The sequence below is a fragment of the Acinetobacter sp. YH16056_T genome, from assembly GCF_024605895.1.
GTDB classification, from domain to species: Bacteria; Pseudomonadota; Gammaproteobacteria; order Pseudomonadales; family Moraxellaceae; genus Acinetobacter; species Acinetobacter amyesii.
This window is the reverse complement of sequence record NZ_CP094545.1, coordinates 467979-482632: the sequence shown is the minus strand read 5'-3', so window position 1 is coordinate 482632 and position 14654 is coordinate 467979. Positions and strand designations below refer to the sequence as shown.

Genomic DNA, 14654 nt, shown 5'->3' with positions numbered 1-14654 from the left:
CGCTTTATACAATCTAAGTAAGAGACAAAAGACAAAAGACAAAAGACAAAAGACAAAAGACAAAAGACAAAAGACAGGCTGCATCAAAACGATAAATCACAGGCACAAAAAAACCACAACATGTGCGGTAATTTGTTCAAGTTGGTGCGCTCAGAGAGATTCGAACTCCCGACCCCTTAGTTCGTAGCCAAGTGCTCTATCCAGCTGAGCTATGAGCGCGTAACTTGTGTCGTCTTAAAAGACTACGTTTTCAGATTTACTTATTGGTGCGCTCAGAGAGATTCGAACTCCCGACCCCTTAGTTCGTAGCCAAGTGCTCTATCCAGCTGAGCTATGAGCGCGACATAAGTAAATCGTGGCGGTGAGAGAGGGATTCGAACCCTCGATACAGTTGCCCGTATGCATCCTTAGCAGGGATGTGGTTTCAGCCACTCACCCATCTCACCGTAACGTGCCGCCATAATACAAAGATCATGATACGACTGCAAGCACAGTCGTTATATTTTTTTCATTTTTTTACTCAATTAGATATTTTTTAAACGATTTTCAAAAAATTAGTGCAAAATTAGTTCAGCACACACTGCTGTCCCCTACATTTCAGCTTTAAACATTATAAAATATCGGCATAAAACACTTTATTGCAATCAATTGCGTGCAGTATCTGCTTGCATGACTTATGCTAATCCTAATCTTCTGATTTGAAGCCAAATACATATGAAAAACTGGGTCGACCCTGAAGCAAAAGCTGAAGCCGAACGTTATGACAATCCAATTCCAAGCCGTACTCTAATTCAAGAGACGATTGAACAACTGAAAACTGCAATGTCGCATGCCGATCTTGTAGAACATTTTGAAATTGCCGATCAAAAAAGTATTGATGCACTGAGTCATCGTCTGATTGCGATGGTTCGAGATGGTCAGTTGATGAAAGATGGATTTAAGTTCCAGCTTGCAGCTGAGCAACCGACTCATGAAGCAACGGTTTATATCAACTCAAAAGGTTTAGGCACAGCCAATATTAGCGGTGAAGATGACCTTTTACTTCCTGAACGTGAGTTGCGTCAGGTGTTTAATGGTGACCGTGTTAAAGTCCGCCAAACATCGGTAGACCGTAAAGGCAAGGCATGGGGCTTTATTACTGAAGTTCTACAGCATCGTGTCAAAGAAATTATTGGTAAAGTGTCTGAATATGAAGGTGAATATTTTATTCAACCGGCAAATCCCAATGCACACCAACCGATTACTTTAGAAAAAGAATTAATCGAGCATGCCAAAGTCAAACTCGGCGACTCTGTGCGTATTGCGATTGACAGCTACCCAACCAAAGAAGAATTTGCGACAGGTCATATTGTTCAGTCGATGGCAGATAAAGCAGACACTGAAATTATTATTCCGCAAACCATTTTAGAGTTTGGTTTACCTTACGAATTCCCTGAAGCGGTACAACAAGAAGCCAACAGCTTTAAAGAGCCATCAGAACAAGATCGTGAAGATCGTGTCGACTTACGTGATTTAGCGCTTGTCACCATTGATGGTGAAGATGCCCGCGACTTCGATGATGCCGTGTATGCGGAAAAACGTCCGGGTGGTGGTTATCGTGTTGTCGTGGCAATTGCCGATGTCAGCCATTATGTACGTCCGGGTAAACCGCTCGATGACGAAGCTCAAGAGCGCGGTACATCGGTGTACTTCCCTCATTTTGTATTGCCGATGTTGCCTGAGGCGCTGTCGAATGGTTTATGTTCTTTGAACCCACACGTAGACCGTTTATGTATGGTCTGTGATTTAAACTTATCTCGCGCGGGTCGTGTCACTAAGTTTGAGTTCTATCCGGGTGTAATGCATTCAAAAGCTCGTTTGACCTATACTCAAGTGGCCGAATATTTTGAGGGTAATAGTCAAGCCATTCCTGAAGACCGTGATGTACGTAAATCGGTCAATACCTTATTCCAATTGTATCAAGTGTTGAAAGGCTTACGTGCTGAACGCCACGCGATGGAATTTGAAACCGTTGAAACTTATATGACCTTTGATGAGCTAGGCGGTATTAACGAAATCCTACCGCGCAGCCGTAATGATGCACATAAGCTAATTGAAGAATGCATGTTGTTGGCAAACGTCGCAGCGGCAGAATATGCATTAAAAAATGAAATTCCAATGCTGTACCGTGTGCATGAGCCACCTGAGTTTTCACGTATTCAAAAGGTTCGTGATTTTGTGAAGTTATTGGGGCTGCCATTCCCTGAACAGCCGACTCAAGCTGACTATCAAGCCGTAATCGATGCCACCAAAGACCGTATTGATGCTCCAAGTATTCATGCCGTTTTACTCCGTTCAATGATGCAAGCTTATTATGGCGCGAACAATGCAGGTCACTTTGGCTTGGCTTATGAAGCGTATACGCATTTCACATCTCCAATCCGTCGTTATCCAGACTTGTTACTTCACCGTGCCATCAAAGCACAATTAAAGAAAAAGCCTTACCCAATTTCTGGTGCTTCGCTGGATGATGCAGGTGAACACTTCTCTGCGACCGAACGCCGTGCGGATGAAGCTTCACGTTCTGTCACTACATGGTTGAAGTGCCATTACATGCAGCAGCATTTGGGTGAAGAGTTTGTCGGTACCATCAGTGCAACTGCTGAATTTGGCCTGTTTGTAACGCTCAAAGACTTATATGTTGATGGCATGATCCACGTCAGCCAATTGGGTGATGACTTCTTTGTCTATGACCAACCGAGTCAGAGCTTAATTGGTCAATCTCGAGGTCAAGTTTTCAGTCTCGGCGATGAAGTGAAAATTAAAGTCGCTGGTGTGAATCTAGAAGAGCGCAAAATCGACTTTGAATTGATTCAACAATTGAGCCATGCAGGTCGTGCTATTCGCGCGCGTGCCCCTCGTGTTGCAAAACCTACAGCCAAAGAAGAAGTCTTTTCAGAACGTAAAACCAACGCTGCTGAAGATGGAGAACAGCCCATACGACGCAAAAAATCGAAATCTAAGCCCAGTTCATTCGGTAAAAAGCCTGCTAAAAAATCTGCAAGCAAATCTGAAGCGAAGGCTAAAGATAAAGTGAAGAAAAAATCAAAACCGAAAAAGAAAAAATCCAATGCAAAATCATCTGCGGATTAAGGTTTAAATCAAGAGCGCTTCGGCGCTCTTTTTGATTCTTCAGGTCAGTGAAGACTTCTCGACCTCTGCAGAAGATGAATAATTCCTGATTTAGTCTTGATTTAACCCGCAACAAACCCTACATCTATAAATAACTCAGGATTTATATGAAGTAGAAAATATGACTTTAGAAAAGGCAACTTTGCCCGTTCCTCAATTTGATCAAATTACCTTAGATCAACTCAAAGAAAAAATTCAAAATGCGATTCAACACGGTCAACAATTTCTAAATGAACTGACAGTTGTTCCAGATTCGGTACAAAAACAACTAAATACGTTAGAACAGGTCGATGACCTTGAAAATAATATGAGTGAAGCTTGGGGCGTGCTGTCGCATCTAAATGCCGTGATGAATAATGCTGAAACTCGTGAACTTTACCAATCTTTACTACCCGTCCTGAGTGAGTACTATACGCAGCTAGGTCAACATACAGTGTTGTATCAAACGTATCAGCATGTACATGACAACAGTGTTTTCGACACGCTTCCTGCAGCACAGCAAAGCGCGATTAAACTTGCGTTACGAGATTTTAAACTTTCAGGCGTAGCCTTAGAAGGTGAACCGAAAAAACGCTATGCAGAAATATCTGCACGACTTTCACAGTTATCATCAGACTTTTCCAATCACGTATTGGATGCCACCCAAGCCTACTTCAAACCTTTAACTGAAGCGCAGCTCAAAGGACTACCTCAAGGCAGTATTGAACTTCTGAAACAATATGGTCAGCAACGCGAACTCGAACAGGCTGTAGCCACACTCGACTTCCCGTCTTATATTGCCATTATGACCTATGCAGAAGACCGCGAAGTGCGTGAAGCGCTCTATAAAGCCTATACCACACGTGCTTCTGATCAGGCAGACTCTGCTGAATTTGATAATACAGCGGTCATGGAAGAAATCTTGAAGCTACGTCAGGAAATGGCAAGCCTGCTTGGTTTTAACAACTACGCCGAATTGTCCTTGGCAAGCAAAATGGCACCCGATGTAGCGACTGTAGATCAGTTCCTGATTGAATTGGCAGAACATGCGCGTGAACCAGCAGAGAAAGAAATCGCTGAACTGAAAGCCATTGCAGCGCAAGACGGTATCACTGAGTTACAACCGTGGGATGCCACTTTCTACTCAGAAAAACTCAAAGTTCAACAGTTTAATTTGTCACAAGAAGACCTGAAGCCCTACTTCCCTGCACCTAAGATTATTCAAGGCTTGTTCAGCATTGTAAATCGTCTCTATGGCATCAATGTAATCGAGCGTGAAGCGCCTGTTTGGCATCCTGATGCACGTTATTTTGAACTTGAAGATCAAGGCAGCGTGATTGGCGGTTTTTACTTTGACCTGTATGCACGAAGCGGTAAACGTGGCGGTGCATGGATGAGCGGCTTCCGTTCACGCATGCAAACTGAAAATGGTCTGCAAAAACCAATTTGCTACATGGTCTGCAACTTTACCCCACCTGTCGGTGAGCAAGCTGCTTTACTTACCCATGATGAAGTAACGACGTTGTTCCACGAATTTGGTCATGGCTTACATCACATGCTCACTGAAGTCGATAATATTGCTGTGGCTGGTACACATGGCGTGGCGTGGGATGCAGTAGAGCTACCAAGTCAATTCATGGAATTTTGGACTTGGGATCAAGAAAGTTTAGATTTACTCAGTGAACATATCGAATCAAAACAAACTTTACCAGCCGATCTGTTAAAAGCACTACAAGATGCGCGTTTCTTCCAGTCAGGGATGCAAACGTTACGTCAAATTGAATTTGCCATGTTTGACTTAAATATCCATAAGGCCAACCCTGCTTTGGACGCTGCAGGCATCCAACACACCCTAGATGATATTCGTCAAAAATATGCAGTTGCACCCACTACTTCGTACAACCGTTTCCAACATGGTTTCAGTCATATCTTTGCAGGTGGTTACGCTGCTGGTTATTATTCATACAAATGGGCAGAGGTTTTGGCAAGTGATGCCTTCGACCGATTCGAAAATGAAGGAATTTTTAATACTTCGACTGGCAAGTCGTTTAGACAATTTATTCTAGCAGTTGGCGGAAAAGATACGGCACTTGACGCATTTATCAATTTCCGCGGACGCGAGCCAAAAATAGATGCTTTGCTGCGTCATCAAGGTTGGACGAACGCATCTAAAAACGCTTAAACTAGGGACCTTAGTTAGATTCAAGGTAAGTATGATGACCATTAAACGACGCTTCATTGCAGGTGCAAAATGTCCAAAATGCCAAGCGATGGACCGGGTTGTCATGCTGACCTCTGGCGAAGACGAATGGATCGAATGCATTGATTGTGGTTACAGTGAAAATCGACCGACTCATGTCGATCAACCTGAACAACCCGCCGTGCCAGACGATATCGGTGTGATCCAATTTAAGCCACGTCAGCCTAAATAAAAATTAAGGTCAAGCAATGACAGAAGATCAAAGACATAATCCAAAATTGTTAGTTGGAATCATTGGGGGCTTAACGTTATTGATTGCTATCTTTTTTGCATATCAATGGTTAAGCAGCAGTACAGCAGATAAATCTGCACTTCAAGAAGAACTGGTCGCTGCACCGGCTAAACCGCCTGTTGCAACCCCTGTCCAATCTGAGACTGAAGCATCAGTCCCTGCCGCAGAGACTGACACCATTAAATTGGTCGAAGAAGACATTTTAGATGCAGCTGTGCCTGAAAATGCCTCTTTAGCCAAAGAAGAAATTGCCAAATTAGATGACATTCAACAACAATTGAATGATCAGGAGCAAAGTTTAAAACAGCAACATTCAGATGCAGATGAGCTGATTAAACTGAAAGAAGAACAAATTAAATTACTCGAAGCACAGTTAGCGCAACAAGCAAAATAACTGACTTCTGCTACACCATGCGTACTTATAGGCTAGAATATCATCAGATTTTCTAGCCTTTTTGTTATGTCCACTACTACACCACAGAATATCCCCAAAGCAATTGGCTTTCTCATGCTGTCAGCGCTGCTTTTTTCCATCATGGGGGTTTGTATACGCTACGCATCTCACACGGTAGATAATGCCACCATCGTATTTTTTCGAAATGCGGTTGGCTTATTGATCTTTCTCCCTTTGATCCTGCAAAAAGGGAGCACATTTTTTAGAACTGAAAAACTGTGGATGCATACATGGCGTTCAATCGTAGGCTTGGTGGCAATGTATGGCTTTTTTTATGCCATTGCACACTTAAAACTCTCCAATGCCATGGTCTTCACCTATTCCTCACCGATCTTTATCCCCTTAATTGCATGGTTATTTTTAAAAGAAAAAATGACCCTGAGTATGCTCATTGCCGCAGTCATTGGTTTAATCGGCGTGCTCTTCGTCGCAAAGCCCGATGCAGGAATGTTCAATCAGTTATCACTCATCGGACTGAGCGCAAGCTTCTTGGCAGCCATGGCATTTGTCACTGTCCGTGCGCTTACAGCAACAGAACCGCCTGAACGCATTGTGTTTTATTTCTGCTTTTTTGGCACACTTATTTCCATGATCCCAATGTTTTGGCTCTGGCGTCCCTATAGTTTAAAAGAGTTAGCTTTTCTGATTACAGCGGGACTTTTGGCCAATATCAGTCAAATTTTTATGTCCAATGCCTATAAGCTCGCACCCGCAGGTCAAATTGGCCCCGTGAACTATATCACGATTATTTTTGCAGGTATTTGGGGCTTTGTTCTTTGGCAGGAACTGCCAGACATTTACAGCCTATTCGGCTTTGCTTTTATATTTTTAGCGATTTTGCTCTGTAGTCCAATCCTACAAAATAAGTTTAAAAAGTCATAAAGATTCAAACCATTTACCATCAAATGCACAGCCCCTTATTCAATAAAAAAGCACCCGAAGGTGCTTTTTTAATGCTTCAAAATTAATTTATTGATACCAACCAAACAGCTTAAAGAAATACGGCAGATACGCAATAATCAACATTGCAGGGAACAGCACAATCAGCGGCAAAATCCAACGTTCATAACGGTAATAAAACGACAAGTGACGAACTTCAGCATCCGCTTCATTGACTTCAGCATCCCCTATCGACTGTCGGGCCAAGAGGTGGTTCAATGCAACTGGAGGCGTAACATAACCTAGCTCAAAACCAATGAGTGTAATCATCCAAAAATGCACAGGATGAATACCGTATTGATAGGCTACAGGAGCAATAGTTGCAGAAATTAAAATGACTGCGCCAAACGGATCCATAATCATACCCACAAAGACCATCAATCCGACAATCAATGTGATAACCAAAAAAGTACTGCTGATATCAGTTGGGAATAAACTCATGACTTCAGTACGCTCTAGCAATCCACCAACGCTTACCGAAAGCGCCATCAAAATAACCAAAGCACCGATATGTCCAACGGTTTCACTGGTCGAAATATGCATCGACTTCCAAAAACCAACTTGACGTAGAATCTGCATAGAGCTGGATTGAGCCACTGTATGATTCGCAGCCTGCCCATCATCTGTGCTATTGCCATGTAATCCTTCACGGTATTCTGCATGTGCAACCTGTGCGCCGGCTAAAGCAGGTTCAGCATTCGCACTATAATTTGCTGTTAGTGTTTCATCCCAATGCCCAACTGCTGACAATGGTGCTGGCTGATGACGTAATTTATCCACTAAAACGATCATCAGCAGAATAACAGGCATCATGACTGGTGCAGTAAATTCATTTAAATCTGTATTCAATAAATATTTATAGAACATCCAGATCAGCACGAAAATCACAATATAAGGAATAACGGCTAAGAAGGCACGTCCTGACTGCGGCGCTGCCACATTGGCTTGAGCAATACGGAACTTATGTTCTGCAAAAAATAACGACACAATTAAAAACATCGTAGATGTCAGCAAGAACGTATAAATACCATATTGATAAAGCAGATCCGTGGTCACTTCTTTATTTAGCGATGCAACAACCACAATCAATAAGCATGGACGTAAAACCACCCCAAGCGAACCGGACATTGCTGTTGCAGCCAAGGCAAATTGACGGCGTCCGCCAGCGTTCCACACTTCCTTATAAATAATCGCGCCTGCCGCAATGACAAAGATCCCCGATGCGCCAGTATAGGCTGTAGGCAATGCTGCTGCGATTAAAATCAGCCATGTTAAAGTCTCAGGAGCTAAGTTCCATGGGCGTAAAATATTCAAGAATAAATCTACGACACGGGTTTGCTTCAACAACATACCCGCCCAAATGAATAACGCTAGATTCAGGAAAATACTTGAAAACTCGACCAATTGCCCTAAATAGATGCCTTGCCCCATCGGGTAGTCCATAAAGAAGATAAAGGCGATACCTGTAATCAACGCCATATACGCATATAAAGGCACGCTTAGGAACGCGAAACTAAGACTACCGCCCTCTTTGGCATCTTTTGGCGGACTAAACAATTGCAAAACACTGATCAATGTCAGGATTGAGAACAGCGTCATCCACATCCAATAAATCAGTTCAGTTTCGGTGGTCATTGGAACTCCCGAATTTTTCACTGAATTGAATTGGCTGATACTTGAGTAGGTTAACAGTCCATTACCGAAGCTCATCATCAGGCTATAAACACGATAATCCTTCTTGGTTGCAGGACCGCGTAGACCAATATGATGAATTTTCAATGTCGCACTAATCGCAGCTATAACCACCATAAAAATCAACAAAATGGCGCGATTTTCAGTACCAAATTTAAAGATACCGAAGAAGCTTGTTTCAAAATTACGATAGGCGCGAATACTCGGATGCTTCTCCATATGTTGCATGGCTTTATCATAAAATTGATACTTTTCTTCACACTGCTGCACACTCGCTAAAATAGACGAACGAACGTCATTCTCAGATGCCGTACCAAAAAAATCAGCAAACTCATCTGCTGCATTGGCTTGCATTTGAGTTTTCACCAACGCATCGACATTCGGGTTACGGTCACATTCAGGCTTGGCAGGCTCAGCCCTTAAAAAAGAGTACTGCATACCTGTTGCAGGGTCACCATACAGTCGCTCTCCCATACGGAGCAACTGCCCATGGATCATCTCCCCTGTACCGATAATTAGTGTAAGCAGAAGCAAGATCAATACGACTAGAGTCGAAATCCATTCTGTCCAGACATAACGTAACAGACCAACGATGCTGGATCTGTTTTGTGCATCATTTTGCATGAGTCTTCCTATTTTTATTTTGGAGCCTAGCTAGACTAAGCACCCTCTTCCTTATCGGTTCGAGAAGTTCCTTTCCCTGACCTAACTGTTTTATTATTACGTTTAAATTTGCATCAATACTCAAAACATTAAAATGACAATATGTATTTTCTTTTCGGTTTTTTTTGTCAACCCAATCACCTAAAGTGAGCTAACGATCCCAGAAATAATTGCCAACAAGATAGAACAAGGCGATGATAATGCCCCAAATCACCCCCAATAAATGTGCTTCGACTAAAATGGGGCTTCCAATTAATTCAGCCGTTCCCGTATTGCCCACGGTATTTTCCCACACCAATTTTGCCAAAATCAGCAACAATACAAAGGCTGCAAAATTTCGCTCCCGTCGATACATCAAATGCACACAAGCGACCGCGACATAGGCACCATGCAAGACACCAGATAATCCGGCATAGGCTTCAATATCGGGTAAGAAAAAATAGAAACTTAGACTGATTAAAGGAGATAAAATCAATAAAATGGCAACAAAATGCCATGTCGAAACTCGTGGGAAAATAAACGGTAAGCAAATAAAGGCCAATATATTTAAAACAAAATGAATCCAACCGACGTGAACCCAATGTGCGGTCCATAAGCGCCAAAAATCATGAAATAAGTCATCTTGCCAATAGATAAAATAATCTTTAAATACCTGTAGCGAGGCACAGATCGAAACGAATACGGCAAGAAAGACAATTTTCGGTATTAAAAATTGTAGTTTCATTTTCGCTCCTCCTGTACCTCACTTTTAAACGCTATTGCAAAGATTAATTTGCAGCTGTGCCACTGGTTTCAATATCACCACTAAACAAATCATCGAGTTCAGAACTATTGGCACTTTCATCCCAGAAATGTTCCATACCATCATCAGCCGTACGAACGCCTGTATGTTCAGTCCAATAACGATCTGAAATCCCTTTCACCATGCTTTCAGCCATACTATCGATGAGTTTAAATTGTGGGTTAACAGGTTTTTCATCACTACGCGCTTGTGCAAAGGTACGTAAGGCATCACGGATTTTCGCATCATCGCCACTGGCCTGTGCAGCAACGGCATATAACGCATGAGATAGTCTCACGCCTTTTTGCTCACCAATTTGCGCGGATTGTTTTAAGGTTTGGTATGGATCAGGTTTTCCATCTCCAGCACCCGGCAGTAAAGTCCAGATCACAGCGCGGGTTGCATTTGGTGCGCCCCAGAATTTTTCATTATTCAGACACACCATACCGCGTTCAACAATCGCAGCAATGTCTTTAGGAACGTTTACCGCCCCACCTGAGTTAATATCATTGGTCATGGCCTGTAAGCCACTTAACATTCCCAACATATACACTGTTTGGTCAATGTCGCTGTTCATTTTTGGACAGCCTTCACCTAGACTTTTCTTATACTTCTTTTCAAAACGATCTTGAAATAATTGATAGCCGGTATATTGACGCTGTGCCGCAAGTGCCGCCCAACGCTTTTGCTCAACACGGGCATCCTGTGCTTCGGTTACTTGGTTAGCTTTAGATGCACGTAAATAACGTAACTCTGCATCCAAGGCTTTTTGTTCTGCACAAATCCCTGCTGCTGAATACATCAACACAGCCACACGTGTTGGGTCTGCGCCCATATCTTTGGTGGCCATAATGGCTGGGGTTAATGAATTACCTGAATTACACACCATTTCAGCATCTTCCATGGCTAAAATTGGTGGCACAATATGTTTTTCGGTAAATCCGAGTGCAACATTAGCACCGGTTTTTACAACCTGTGAACAACCCGCGAATAATGTACTTGTTATTGCTACAACTGCCACACCCTGGCATATTTTTTGGACGCTCGACATTTTCCTGTCCTCTATAATTGTGTTTATGTCCATCACGACAAACATATCAGAAGCAAAAAATGAATAAAAGAGTATTTGCTCTAATTTGAACGACACACTGTGCCATGAATCACGCTGAATGCAATTGACTGATTTTTTAGAAAGACTAAATTTTAGGCAAAAAAAAAGTAGCATAGCGACGGTTCGGCACATGCTACTTATTAACTGTGAAAGCGTTTGACTGCTTATTTTTGAGTTAACTGTTCCTTCAGCACTGTTCCTAGTCGTCCTATAACAATTGCTAACACAATCGCTATTACCAGAAACATCCAAGTTGGCATCATCATGATGATTTCCTTTAACGGCTGTTGGTAAGGCTAATATATAGGCAGAGAATCACCGCACAGCTTAAAATTGTCAGACAATTTAAATATTTTGCCAATAAAATCCAATCCTGTCAGACAAGATTATTTTACCTGCAATATAAGATAATGAAATATTTTCATTTTATAGAATTTTAAAAATACAGGCTGTCTAACAATTAGATCATTTTGGCCAATACTTTGAGTGATTTCCACTGTTTCAATGACAATTGATCGCGCCAAATAATCACCGGTTTTGCACGCGCATGCATAAAATACACCACGATATACATTTGATGATCCAAAATATGGCTAATTTGAACGCGTTGCACCGGGCGGTTCAGTCGTTGCAAAGACCAATCAGTTCCATCCAAATAATCTAGACTGGTGACGTGTAAATGCTTACGGAAAAACAGAACATAAACCACTAGCCCGATGAGGAAAAATATCCCCCAAAGCATGGGTGTTAGTAACTGATAAAGCAGCGTCATCAATACCGCAAAAATAAAAAACTGAAACGCATGCGATAAAAAACTGCGTTTCAGTTTGAATTGCCGATTATCCATGAACGTAATGTTTTAATTTTTGAATAAACGTTTTTAATTCAGGACGTGGCGGTTCACTAACTTCCATAAACCAATCCAACAAATCTGGATCTTCTGCAGCAACGAGTTCTGCAAACATGTCTTTTTCAGCTGCATCGGCTTGTAAATAGTAATTTTTGACGTAGGGATCAAAATAAACATCAATCTCTTTTAAACCACGACGTGCGCGGTAGATCACTTTACGCTCTTCTAAGCTGATTTCATCAGTCATTGTCTTCCCCAATCGTTGAACCCGTCTAGTGTAACTCATCCACCCCATTGAAGTGGAGTGTTTTCAAAGATTGATCGAATGCTTCATCGCAATTCTTGCTTTTGAATGTTCTGCACATTGCAGTCACACGCTGCATCTTATAAGTTGAAGACAAAGCCATAAAAATGAATAGGATATTCAAAATGCAATCTGGAGCGATTCGCCCACTCAACAACATGCTGCCACGTCAATTATTTAATGCAGAACATGATGCATTTCGTGAAACAGTACGAAAATTTTATGAAAAAGAAGTCATACCTAATATCGAAAAATACGAAAATCAGCAACACGTTGACCGTGACTTATGGAATAAAGCCGGTGCCATGGGCTTACTTTGCCCGACCATGCCCGAAGCTTACGGTGGCTATGGTGTAGACCGACTCTATAGCATGATTCTGATTGAAGAGCAGGCCTATGCTATGGACTCCTCTACTGGCTTTTCACTGCATTCCGACATTGTGGCCAATTATATTCATAACTTTGGCAATGAAGAACAAAAGCTGCATTGGCTGCCGAAAATGGCTTCTGGCGAAACCGTGACTGCCATTGCAATGACCGAACCAGGCACAGGTTCAGACCTACAAGCGGTACGCACAACCGCTACAGAAGATGGCGATGACTATATTATTAATGGGTCAAAAATCTTTATCACCAATGGCTATTTATGTGACATGGCAATTGTGGTCTGCAAGACAGGTAATAGTGAAAAAGGTTCAGCTAATTTATCGCTAATTATCGTCGAGGCAGATCGCGTCGGTTTTAGCAAAGGCAAACCTTTAAATAAAATTGGCATGAAAGGTCAGGATACCTGTGAACTGTTCTTTGACAATGTCCGCGTCCCTAAAAGCAACTTACTTGGCATGCAAGGTATGGGCTTTATGATGCTGATGAAGGAATTGGCTTGGGAACGTATGTTGGTCGCGATTATTTGCCAAGCCGGTGCAGAAGCAGCCTTTGCGCACACTGTTCAATACACCAAAGAGCGTAAGGCATTTGGCAAGACCGTATCTAGTTTCCAAAACACCCGTTTTAAATTGGCAGAACTATGTACTGAGATCGATTTTTGTAGAGCTTATCTAGATCGCTGTATGGAACTACAACTTGAGGAACAGCTCGGTATTGACGCTGCAGCCGCTGCTAAATACAAAATTTCAGAAATGTTTTCCAAAGTTGTGGATGAATGTCTGCAGTTGCATGGTGGCTATGGCTATATGCTTGAATATCCAATTGCACGGGCTTATATTGACAATCGAGCCAATCGTATTTATGCCGGTACCAATGAAATTATGAAAGAGCTGATTTCCCGCTCTTTATAACAACAAAGCCCATCATCTGATGGGCTTTTTTCATTCTTTCGATATCAACTTAAATCATTCACAAAATCACAGATCAGTGCAGTGACCAAAGCAGGTTGCTCTTTGTGCGGCATGTGATGAAGCCCTTCCAAAATCTCTAGCTCGGTATCGCCTTGTATACCCGAAAAAAGTTTCTGAGCTTGTGCTGTCGTCCCGTATTCATCCAGTTCTCCATGAATGATCAAGCTTGGACACTGTACTTTTCCAACATAATGCTCGAGGTTCCATTGACGAAAACTCGGTGAGAGCCAAGTTTCAGTCCAAGCATCCAAAACCCATTGGGCTTTATCCCCATGGTATTTAGCCAAGCGTTCAAGCTGTCCAGGCTGCGCAAACCCTGTTTTAGCTTCACGTATACCCGATAATGTGAGTTCTTCCACTTCATACTGTGCTGATATAGTAATCAGACCTCGACATTGTTCAGTATATTCACTGGCAATCACAACAGACATTCCTCCGCCAACACTATGCCCCATCACGATAAACTGTTGAATAGAATAATGTTGAAGTAGCACCTTAAAGCCCTGCTGTGCTTCGGCATAGACAAAATCCGTACTTAATACATCAGGGTTTGCTGACGAACGACCAAAACCCAATCGATCATAAGCAATGACCTTTCTGCCAGACACAGAAGCCAATTGCGCAGGAAAATCACGCCACAAATCCACACTCCCCAGTGAATCATGCATCAATATAATCGGGGCCAAAGTTACATCTTTATCTGCTGTTTCGGGCTGCCAAGCTTTGGTATATAGCTCATAATCATTTAATTTTATAAATTCTGAATGTTCTTGAATATTCACATTAACCCTGTGTGCTTTTCCTTATTTTCAACATGATATATTTTTCAACAAATAAAGCGCATCAAATAAAACCCTAAA

Annotated in this window: 12 protein-coding genes and 3 tRNA genes; 6 read left to right on the top strand and 9 right to left on the bottom strand. The window is 42.1% G+C overall.

Going from position 1 to position 14654, the window contains the following annotated elements; translation table 11 throughout:
• Positions 1-142: 142 nt before the first annotated feature.
• From MST17_RS02375 to MST17_RS02365, 3 genes are all read right to left on the bottom strand, one after another.
• Positions 143-219, bottom strand: a tRNA-Arg gene (locus MST17_RS02375).
• Between the two features lie 45 nt (positions 220-264).
• Positions 265-341: transfer RNA gene (locus MST17_RS02370), tRNA-Arg, on the bottom strand.
• 15 nt (positions 342-356) lie between these two features.
• A tRNA-Ser gene (locus MST17_RS02365) sits at positions 357-446 on the bottom strand.
• 268 nt (positions 447-714) lie between these two features.
• Between MST17_RS02365 and rnr the strand changes: the two genes are divergently transcribed.
• The 5 genes from rnr (at position 715) to MST17_RS02340 (ending at position 6978) form a co-directional block, all read left to right on the top strand.
• Positions 715-3132: a ribonuclease R gene (gene rnr / locus MST17_RS02360; RefSeq protein WP_180021624.1), complete on the top strand. Its 2418-nt coding sequence runs from the start codon at positions 715-717 to the stop codon at positions 3130-3132.
• A 160-nt stretch (positions 3133-3292) separates the two neighbouring features.
• Positions 3293-5332, top strand: coding sequence for a M3 family metallopeptidase (locus tag MST17_RS02355; protein ID WP_180026050.1), 2040 nt, complete (start codon positions 3293-3295; stop codon positions 5330-5332).
• 40 nt (positions 5333-5372) lie between these two features.
• Positions 5373-5582 carry a YheV family putative zinc ribbon protein gene (locus MST17_RS02350; RefSeq protein ID WP_171256675.1) on the top strand — a complete coding sequence of 70 codons (210 nt, stop codon included), beginning with the start codon at positions 5373-5375 and terminating at the stop codon, positions 5580-5582.
• A gap of 16 nt (positions 5583-5598) precedes the next feature.
• Positions 5599-6036 carry a hypothetical protein gene (locus MST17_RS02345; protein WP_180026051.1) on the top strand — a complete coding sequence of 146 codons (438 nt, stop codon included), beginning with the start codon at positions 5599-5601 and terminating at the stop codon, positions 6034-6036.
• A 66-nt stretch (positions 6037-6102) separates the two neighbouring features.
• Positions 6103-6978, top strand: a complete 876-nt coding sequence (locus tag MST17_RS02340) for a DMT family transporter (protein WP_180008432.1) — start codon at positions 6103-6105, stop codon at positions 6976-6978.
• Positions 6979-7065: 87 nt separating this feature from the next.
• Here the strand turns inward: MST17_RS02340 and MST17_RS02335 are convergent, their stop codons facing one another.
• The 5 genes from MST17_RS02335 to MST17_RS02315 all read right to left on the bottom strand — a co-directional run bounded on the left by MST17_RS02335 (position 7066) and on the right by MST17_RS02315 (position 12379).
• Complete coding sequence (locus MST17_RS02335) at positions 7066-9351, bottom strand: TRAP transporter large permease subunit (RefSeq protein ID WP_180026052.1); 2286 nt, start codon at positions 9349-9351, stop codon at positions 7066-7068.
• Between the two features lie 190 nt (positions 9352-9541).
• Positions 9542-10114, bottom strand: coding sequence for a rhombosortase (rrtA, locus tag MST17_RS02330; RefSeq protein ID WP_168379122.1), 573 nt, complete (start codon positions 10112-10114; stop codon positions 9542-9544).
• A 43-nt stretch (positions 10115-10157) separates the two neighbouring features.
• Positions 10158-11222 carry a hypothetical protein gene (locus tag MST17_RS02325; RefSeq protein ID WP_168379121.1) on the bottom strand — a complete coding sequence of 355 codons (1065 nt, stop codon included), beginning with the start codon at positions 11220-11222 and terminating at the stop codon, positions 10158-10160.
• A gap of 520 nt (positions 11223-11742) precedes the next feature.
• Entirely contained in the window at positions 11743-12129 is a 387-nt protein-coding gene (locus MST17_RS02320) for a hypothetical protein (protein WP_078189263.1), read from the bottom strand.
• Positions 12122-12379 (bottom strand): succinate dehydrogenase assembly factor 2, encoded by a 258-nt coding sequence (locus MST17_RS02315; protein WP_078189264.1) that lies wholly within the window; start codon positions 12377-12379, stop codon positions 12122-12124. The genes MST17_RS02320 and MST17_RS02315 overlap by 8 nt, the downstream gene beginning before the upstream one ends.
• A gap of 182 nt (positions 12380-12561) precedes the next feature.
• On the opposite strand from MST17_RS02315, the gene MST17_RS02310 reads away from it, so the two are divergent.
• Positions 12562-13734, top strand: coding sequence for an acyl-CoA dehydrogenase family protein (locus MST17_RS02310; protein WP_180026053.1), 1173 nt, complete (start codon positions 12562-12564; stop codon positions 13732-13734).
• 44 nt (positions 13735-13778) lie between these two features.
• Here MST17_RS02310 and MST17_RS02305 read toward each other — a convergent pair whose 3' ends face one another.
• Positions 13779-14576, bottom strand: a complete 798-nt coding sequence (locus tag MST17_RS02305) for an alpha/beta fold hydrolase (protein WP_257246880.1) — start codon at positions 14574-14576, stop codon at positions 13779-13781.
• Positions 14577-14654 lie beyond the last annotated feature (78 nt).

What these genes read in the sequence shown, in the direction of transcription:
- rnr (WP_180021624.1), top strand. Translation starts at nt 715, where the DNA reads ATGAAAAACTGGGTCGACCCTGAAGCAAAAGCTGAAGCCGAACGTTAT.
- MST17_RS02355 (WP_180026050.1), top strand. Translation starts at nt 3,293, where the DNA reads ATGACTTTAGAAAAGGCAACTTTGCCCGTTCCTCAATTTGATCAAATT.
- MST17_RS02345 (WP_180026051.1), top strand. Translation starts at nt 5,599, where the DNA reads ATGACAGAAGATCAAAGACATAATCCAAAATTGTTAGTTGGAATCATT.
- MST17_RS02340 (WP_180008432.1), top strand. Translation starts at nt 6,103, where the DNA reads ATGTCCACTACTACACCACAGAATATCCCCAAAGCAATTGGCTTTCTC.
- MST17_RS02335 (WP_180026052.1), bottom strand. Translation starts at nt 9,351, where the DNA reads ATGCAAAATGATGCACAAAACAGATCCAGCATCGTTGGTCTGTTACGT.
- rrtA (WP_168379122.1), bottom strand. Translation starts at nt 10,114, where the DNA reads ATGAAACTACAATTTTTAATACCGAAAATTGTCTTTCTTGCCGTATTC.
- MST17_RS02325 (WP_168379121.1), bottom strand. Translation starts at nt 11,222, where the DNA reads ATGTCGAGCGTCCAAAAAATATGCCAGGGTGTGGCAGTTGTAGCAATA.
- MST17_RS02320 (WP_078189263.1), bottom strand. Translation starts at nt 12,129, where the DNA reads ATGGATAATCGGCAATTCAAACTGAAACGCAGTTTTTTATCGCATGCG.
- MST17_RS02315 (WP_078189264.1), bottom strand. Translation starts at nt 12,379, where the DNA reads ATGACTGATGAAATCAGCTTAGAAGAGCGTAAAGTGATCTACCGCGCA.
- MST17_RS02310 (WP_180026053.1), top strand. Translation starts at nt 12,562, where the DNA reads ATGCAATCTGGAGCGATTCGCCCACTCAACAACATGCTGCCACGTCAA.